We start from the raw sequence: 7690 nt of genomic DNA, 5'->3' as shown, positions 1-7690 counted from the left end.
TCTTTTTTTTTGTACAAACAAGAAGCGGGAATAGGTGATAGGCGGGGTCCTCGGGGCCGCGGAGATTTGTAAAAGAGACGGCTGCTGCAGGGGCAGCCGCACCGACAGCATCAGCTCGACGTTGTCGAGCTCGTTGCCCATCTGCACCGCCGACAGCCCCACCCCCACCTCGGGCCTGTTGTTCAGCTGGCTCTGCCGGTAGCGACTGTCGGCGGCCTGCCGCTGCTGCTCCAGCGCCTTCAGGCCCGGGTTGCGGGCCAGGGCCCGCTCCCCCCAGTCGGCCTCATGGCCGAGCAATTCGGGCAGGCTGTCGGGCTGGCCACCCAGGGCGGCCGGTGCCAGGTTGAGCAGGCCGGCCAGCTCGGCCCGGGCGGCTTCCGCCTCGGCCAGCAACGCCAGTTGCTCGTTACCGAGCATGGTGCGCTCGGCCTGGGCCCGCAGCACCTCGGCCTGGGCGCCGAGACCGACGGCATAACGCTGCTGGGCGGTCTGCTCGACCTGCTCGATCAGCAATTCCAGGTGCCGGTTGATGCGCTGGCTTTCCCGCGCCTGGTACCAGTCGGCGTAGGCCGTGCGCACCTGGCCACGCAGCCGGAGCCGTCGCTGCTCGCGCTCGAATCCGGCCTGGCGGCTGCCCGCCTCGGCCCGCTCCACCTCGAGCCCGCGCGTGCCCCAGCGGGGCAGCATCTGCTCGATGCCGTACTTCATTTCCCCCACCCGGCGCGGCGCCAGGGTGGGGTTGTCGGGATCGATGCCCATCCATTCGATGCGCAACACAGGGTCGTCCCAGGCGCTGGCCATGACGATGGCCTGCCGGCTGGCCTCGACCTCGGCGGACATGGCGGCAAGCTCGGGATTGTGCCGTTCGGCCAGCTCCAGCAAGGCCGGCAGGCTAAGGGAGGCGGGGGTTTCCGCCAGGGCGGGATTCATCAGGGCAAGGCCGATCAGCACGGCGGCCAGCCGGCCACCAACGGCGCGGCGCGGGGGTTCTTTCATGGGGGCATCCACTGTTCTATAACCATGGGTACAGCATGGATGTTCAACCTGATGCCAAGCTGACGGCAGCATTACATTTCTGTCATCCGGGCGGATGGGGGGAACAAAATGGTAAAGTGGCCGCCATTGCATAGCGTTACCTCACCGACCCGGCAAGGAGTCCGACCGCCAAGATGGGCAGCTTTCTTTCCCTGACCACCCGCCTGAGCCTGCTGTTCGGCGTGACCATGATCGGCATCTGGAGCCTGGTCAGCCTGGTGCTGATCCAGTCCCTGGACCACCATTTCGACCAGCAGGACCAGGCCGATATCCAGGGCAAGCTGCAGCTGGCCCGCAACTTCCTCGCCACCCACCTGCAGGGTGACGGCCAGCGCTGGCCCCTGCTGGAAGAACACCTCAACGACGCCCTCTCCGGCCACGGCAGCCACTATATCCTGATGCTGGATCCGGACGGCCGGATGCTGGTCGATGCCCGGCCGCCCGGCGCCCGCCAGCCGGGGCTGGATCACCTCCCCCTGGCGATGCCGCCGTCGGACAGCTGGCAGCAAAGCTGGGAGGAGCAGGGCATCGTTTATCGCGGCCTGGCCGAATGGGAAGACTTCGGCCCGTCCCTGCCCTGGCCCGGTGCCCCCGAACGGGTGCTGATCCGGGTGGTGCTGGACACCAGCTATCACCAGCACTTTATCGACGACATCAAGAGGGGGCTGGCCTGGTTTACCGGCGGCATCGCCCTGATCTCGGTGCTGCTGGGCTGGCTGGCCTCCCGCCTGGGGCTCAAGCCGTTGCGGGAGCTGGCCTCGGTGTCCACCCGGGTCAGCGCCGCCAAGCTCGATCACCGGCTGTCGCTGGCGCAGGCGCCGGTGGAGCTGCACGCCCCCATCCAGGCCTTCAACGCCATGCTGGATCGGCTGGAGGACTCCTTCCGGCGGCTGTCCGAGTTTTCCTCGGATATCGCCCACGAGCTGCGCACCCCGGTCAACAGCCTGATGATGCAGACCCAGGTGGCGCTATCTCGGGAGCGCGACGCCGACGACTACCGGGAAGCGCTGTACAACAACCTGGAGGCGGCCGAGCGGCTGGCGCGGATGATCGGCGAGATGCTGTTTTTGGCCAAGTCGGAGCAGGGGCTGCTGACCGTGCAGGCCGAAGAGGTCGACCTGGCCGAGGAAGTGGACGAACTGCTGGAGTTCTTCGAGCCCCTGGCCAGCGAGCAGCAGCTGCGGCTGCGGCGCCGGGGCGAGGCCCGGCTGCACGGCGATCGCGCCATGCTGCAGCGGGCCTTCAGCAACCTGCTGTCCAATGCCATCCGCTATACCCCGGCCGGGGCCGAGATCCGGGTGGAGATAGGGCGGGACGACGACGCCGTGATCGTGGCCGTCGCCAACCCGGGCCCCCCCATCCCCGCCGAGCAGTGGCCGCGCCTGTTCGATCGCTTCTACCGCGCCGACAGCGCCCGCCAGTCGGCGACCGACGGCACCGGCCTGGGACTGTCCATCGCCAAGGCCATCGTCCAGGCCCACGGCGGTACCCTGTCGGTGCACTCCGACGAGCACGAAACCCGCTTCAGCGCCCGCTTTCCCCGGACGCGCCCGCCAGGGGCGTCCGCTTGAGCCGGAGCGAGTTGCCGACAACCGACAGCGAGCTGGCGGTCATGGCGACCACCCCTATCATGGGGTGCAGCAGCCCCAGGGCGGCGATGGGAATGGCGGCCACATTGTAGCCGGAGGCCCACAGCAGGTTTTCGACTATCTTGCGGAAGGTCAGCCGCGAGAGGTGCGCGGCCTGCACCACGCCGCCGAGGCGGTCGCCGATCAGGATGACGTCGGCGGCCTCCACCGCCACGTCGGCGCCGGCGCCGATGGCGATGCCCACGTTGGCCTGCTTCAGGGCCGGAGCGTCGTTGATGCCGTCCCCCACCATGGCCACCCAGGGCCCCACCTCGTCCTGCAGCTCCCGCACCTTGTCTATTTTGCCTTCCGGCAGCACCTGGGCGTAGACGCTGTCGATGCCTACCTGGGCCGCCACATGCCGGGCGGCCCGCTCGTTGTCGCCGGTGAGCATCACGGTGCGGATGCCCATGGCCTTGAGCGCGGCCACCGCCTCCCGGGCATCGGTCTTGAGGGTGTCGGCGATGGCCACCACCCCGACCAGCCGGTGCTCCCGGGCCACATAGAGGGCGGTCTTGCCCTGCTCCTCCAGCCCGGCCAGCGCCCCCGCCAGCTCGTTCGTGTCCAGCCCGCATTCGGCCATCCAGCGGCCGTTGCCCACCCGCACCAGGGCGCCCTCGATACGGGCCTGCACCCCCCGGCCGTTGAGGGCCTCGAAGGCCTCGAGCGGTGGCAGCGCAAGATGCGCTTCCCCGGCCCTGTCCCGCAGCGCCTGGGCGATGGGATGCTCGGAGCCAACCTCGACCGCCGTGGCCAGCACCAGCAGCTCGTCCGCCGACACCCCCCCGGCCGGCACCAGATCGGTCACCACCGGCTGTCCCCGGGTCAGGGTGCCGGTCTTGTCGAACACCACCACCCGGATGTCCTTGAAGGTCTGGATGGCCTCGCCGGAGCGGTACAGTATGCCCAGCTCGGCGCCCCGTCCGGCCCCCACCATCAGGGCGGTGGGCGTGGCCAGGCCCAGGGCACAGGGACAGGCGATCACCAGCACCGCCACGCTGGACAACAGGGCCACCAGGGGCGCCGACAGTTCCGGATTGACCCAGGGCAGGAAGCCCGCCCCCCAGTACAGGATGCCCCGCAACGCCTCCCCGAACCCCAGCCAAATCACCAGGCTGAGCAGGCTGACCAGCAGCACCAGGGGCACGAAGCGGCCGGTCACCCGATCCGCAAACTCCTGGATCGGCACCTTAGAGCCCTGGGCCCGCTCCACCAGGCTGATCACCTGGGCCAGGAAGGTATCTTCCCCGACCCGGGTGGCGCGCACCCGCAGCAGGCCCTCCTTGTTGATGGTGGCCCCGATCACCCCGTCGCCGGGAACCTTCTCGACCGGCAGCGGCTCGCCGGTGGCCAGGGACTCGTCCACATGGCTGGCCCCCTCGATCACCTCGCCGTCGGAGGGGATCTTCTCGCCGGGGCGCACCACCATCAGGTCGCCCACCTGTACCTCGCCGATGGGCAGCTCCACCTCTTCGCCGTCGCGCAGCACCCGGGCACTCTTGGCGCCCAGCGCCAGCAACTGGCGGATGGCCTGGGACGCCCGGCCCTTGGCCCGGCTTTCCAGGTAGCGGCCGAGCAGGTGAAAGGTCATGATGGTGGCGGCCATTTCCATAAAGGAGGTCATGGGGAACAGGAAGCCGACCAGGCCGATCAGGTAGGGCGGCAGGCTGCCCAGGCTGATGAGCACGTCCATGTTGGCGGTTCTGTTGGTGAGCGCCTTCCAGGCGGACACATGGGTGGCGGCACCGGCGACGAAGACCGGCGCCACCGCCAGCAGGGCGACCAGCAGCAGGTAGCCCGGCACCGGCAACCAGAACATCTCCACCATCATCAGCAGCATGATCAGGGTGGTGGGCACCCCGGCCAGCCACAGCCGCCGGCGGGCATCGCGCAGATAGGCTTCCTCGGCCTCGGCGCCGGCCTCGGCCTCCCCCTTCAGCCCCGCACTGGCCACCTCGTAGCCGGCCCGCTCGACCGCCGCCCTGAGCGCGGCCACATCGGTCCGGCCGGCGTCGAACGTCACCGTCACCTTGTGGGTGGCTATCTGGGTGCTGACCGCCGTGACCCCGGGCAGGCGCCGCAGCGAGGTGCCGACCAGGCCGGCGCAGTGGTCGCTGCCCATGCCGGGGACGATCAGGGTCGCTTCGGCGGACCCGCCGCCCGGCGCCCTGGTGGAGGCCTTCGCCTCCCTTGCTATGCTGTCCATCATCTCTTCTCCTTATCTGGCCACAGGGCCGCCCGCTCCCGGCAGGCGGGGGAAGAAGGCCGGCACCCGTTGCCGGTAGGCCTCCCATTCAGCCCCGAAGGCGTCCCGGGTGCTTTGCTCCTCCTGCCGGGCCAGGCGCACGTACATCACCACCAGCACCGGGAACATCAGCAGGGTCAGCAGGGTCGGCCACTGCAGCAAAAAGCCGGCCATGATCAGCACGAAGGCCGCATACTGGGGATGGCGGAGCCGGGCATAGGGCCCGCTCTGGGCCAGTTGCCCCTGGCGCTGGGCCCGGTAGAGCACCCGCCAGGCGCTGGCCAGCAGCAGGAAACCGCCGAACACCAGGATATTGCTGAGAATATGCAGCAGGCTGAAATGGGGGTTGCCGCTCAGCCCGAACAGGGTGCTCCACAGGTGGCCGGCATCGTGGCTCAGGGGATCCAGTTGCGGGTAGCGCCCCTGCAGCCAGCCGGCCAGCAGGAACAGGGTCAGCGGCACGCCGTACATCTCGACGAACAGCGCCACGATAAAGGCGGCGAAGGTGCCGAAGGTGCGCCAGTCCCGCCCACTCCGGGGCTTGAAGAAGCTGAACGCGAACAGGATGAACACCAGGGAGTTGAGCACCACCAGTCCCCAGAGGCCATAGGCCGGAATACTATGATCCATAAGTTCAGTCTCCCTTGTGGTGGTGATCGTCACCGCCACCCCCGCCATGGCCCCGGTGCATAAAAAGGTGCATCAGGGGGCAGAGCAGGATGATGAGATAGGGCAAGGCGCCCAGCAGGTGGGCGCGGTGCTCCTGCCACAGAAAGAACAGCGCCACGGCCGCGAACACCAGCAGAATGGGCCAGAAGCCGCGGGGCCCGGAGGCCGGGCCAGGGTTGGAATCCTTGTTCATGGGGATCTCCCGAGGGGGCCGGCCCGACAAGGCGCCGGCCGCCGGTGGTTAGTTCTGCATCTGGCCCATCTGGCCCATGCCCATCTGCCCCATGTGCTCCATCATCTGCCGGCACATGGCCATGTGCTCTTCCATCTGCGCCATGGACTGGGTCATGAACTCCAGGTGCTCCGCCAGCAACCGCTCGCGTTCGGCGGGATCCTGCGTCTGTTGCAGCGCCGCCATCTGGTCGCGCATGGTCTGCATTCGCTCCTGCATCATGCCCATCTGCTGCTGCCGTTCCATCATGGCGGCGGCATCGACCGGCTTGGCCGGTTCGGCGGGGGCGTGGTGGGCTTCTTCGGCCAGCACCGGCGACAGGTTCAGCACCAGGCCCAGGCCGGCGGCGATAAGAATATGTTTGCTCATGGTGATATTCCTCATTGGTCTGTAAAGGGGAAGGCACGGCCACCGACGGTGGGGGGGCGCTCCCTCTGGATAACGGGGTGAAGCGAGAATGAGCGCCGGGCACGAAGGCTCCGGCTGCCGAGGGGAATATCAGATACGCAGGCGAACGGTGGCGAGATAGCGCGGCAGCCTGCCCAGGGGCGGCGCCCCGGGCTCGGCCAGTACCGCCAGAAGCTGAAGGTAAGGCGCCGCCGGCTGCGGCGGCGGGAAAGGAGGAGCCAGGAACAGCGTGAGCAGCCGCCCCTGGTCGCCCGGCTTGATAAAGGGCTCGGATTCATCCAGCCCCTGCTGATGGCAGATCACCTCTTCGGCCTCGGCCTGGTGCGCCAGGCTGTCGAACACCGGCTCGGCCAGGCAATGAAGGGGCAGCAACAGCACCCACAGGCTCAGCAGGCACAGCAACAGGCTTGCCACCGGCCGTGATCTTTCATTGCTGAACGGGTGCCTCATGCTCCCTCCCGGATAACCGATCTGAAAAATCAGTCTAAACAATATCAGTCTAGATGAGTTGATATGCCCTGGAGTTGATTTTGATCAACAATGACTCTTTAGCAGAGCATGTCTGACCTGTCCTGGTTTTTGGACGCGATTAAAGTTTATCAAAAAGTCATCAAGAACAACTCAAGAAAAAGCCGGCCATAAGGCCGGCAAAGAAACATCCATCAGAGTCAAAACAAACAACTTAGACCAAGACCTTTAGATAAAGATAAAACCTGGACTTCAACATCAAAAAATCAACAACTACGATTGCCAGCAGCCTGTTTACATTCAAAATAAAACAATATAAATCACTAATGCCTGTTCATACGCTCCTGAAACCGGTCGACACCGTCGGTTCCGTTAGGACCAACGTTTAAATATACCTTTGCCGGAGCAGGTTTCGCTTGGCTTTGATCATTTCGTAGTTTTGCCATTTTTTCCTGATGGCGATCCACACCATCGGAGCCATTGCTGCCAGTATTAAGATAAACCTTTGCAGGCACACACTGTGCAGCTTCTTTACCTGTTTTTGAGGCGCGTAGTGCAGACATCTTTGCCTGGAAGCGGTCTACGCCATCACTTCCAAAGTTTTCGGTGCTTAAGCAGACCCGAGCCGCTTCTTTATCGGCGAAAGTATCGGCTGCCTGGAGCCAGGGCACCATCATCATGGATGCGGCGAAAAAAATAGAGCAAGTGGTTTTTTTCATGATGCTTTCCTTCTTAACTTCCGGTGAGCAATTTCATTCTTGAAGTTAAGGATAGCAATACCAACTGACCCCACCCTGACAAAAGCATTACATTAAAGTCATCTGAAAGCAGTAACACCAATCGGATTAAACATTAGGTCAGTTTTATCCAATCTCGGCTCATAGCCAGGTACTTAAGCATTAAAATGTTCATAAATGTCACGTAACCCATTGCCCTGCCTGGATTTACTCTGCTGCGATGGCTGGGCGTTTCGTCGTAAATACTGACAGGCCCAGTCAAGGTGAT

General features: G+C 65.1%; 8 protein-coding genes. 1 reads left to right on the top strand and 7 read right to left on the bottom strand.

The features are described from left to right. Positions 1-996, bottom strand: a 996-nt coding sequence (locus tag CGX12_RS18315) for a TolC family protein (protein WP_094041299.1), incomplete at its 3' end; no start/stop codon positions are given. Between the two features lie 173 nt (positions 997-1169). Here CGX12_RS18315 and CGX12_RS18310 point away from each other — a divergent pair. After that, the gene (locus CGX12_RS18310; RefSeq protein ID WP_094041297.1) at positions 1170-2606 is read left to right on the top strand and encodes a heavy metal sensor histidine kinase; all 1437 of its coding nucleotides are present in this window, start codon (positions 1170-1172) and stop codon (positions 2604-2606) included. On the opposite strand, the gene CGX12_RS18305 is transcribed toward CGX12_RS18310, so the two are convergent. From CGX12_RS18305 to CGX12_RS19685, 6 genes are all read right to left on the bottom strand, one after another. After that, positions 2560-4872, bottom strand: coding sequence for a heavy metal translocating P-type ATPase (locus CGX12_RS18305; protein WP_094041296.1), 2313 nt, complete (start codon positions 4870-4872; stop codon positions 2560-2562). The two genes, CGX12_RS18310 and CGX12_RS18305, sit on opposite strands and share 47 nt — an antisense overlap. Before the next feature lie 9 nt (positions 4873-4881). Next, a complete protein-coding gene (locus CGX12_RS18300) occupies positions 4882-5538 on the bottom strand; it encodes a methyltransferase family protein (protein ID WP_094041295.1) in 657 nt (218 codons plus the stop codon). Positions 5539-5542: 4 nt separating this feature from the next. After that, a complete protein-coding gene (locus CGX12_RS18295; protein WP_094041293.1) occupies positions 5543-5770 on the bottom strand; it encodes a DUF2933 domain-containing protein in 228 nt (75 codons plus the stop codon). Positions 5771-5818: 48 nt separating this feature from the next. Then, entirely contained in the window at positions 5819-6178 is a 360-nt protein-coding gene (locus tag CGX12_RS18290; protein WP_094041291.1) for a hypothetical protein, read from the bottom strand. 129 nt (positions 6179-6307) lie between these two features. Next, entirely contained in the window at positions 6308-6631 is a 324-nt protein-coding gene (locus CGX12_RS18285) for a hypothetical protein (RefSeq protein WP_142995686.1), read from the bottom strand. A 377-nt stretch (positions 6632-7008) separates the two neighbouring features. Next, positions 7009-7404 (bottom strand): hypothetical protein, encoded by a 396-nt coding sequence (locus CGX12_RS19685; RefSeq protein ID WP_142995685.1) that lies wholly within the window; start codon positions 7402-7404, stop codon positions 7009-7011. Positions 7405-7690: the final 286 nt, after the last annotated feature.

The organism is Zobellella denitrificans, from assembly GCF_002237365.1.
GTDB lineage: Bacteria > Pseudomonadota > Gammaproteobacteria > Enterobacterales > Aeromonadaceae > Oceanimonas > Oceanimonas denitrificans.
This window is presented reverse-complemented; position numbering and strand designations above follow the sequence as displayed.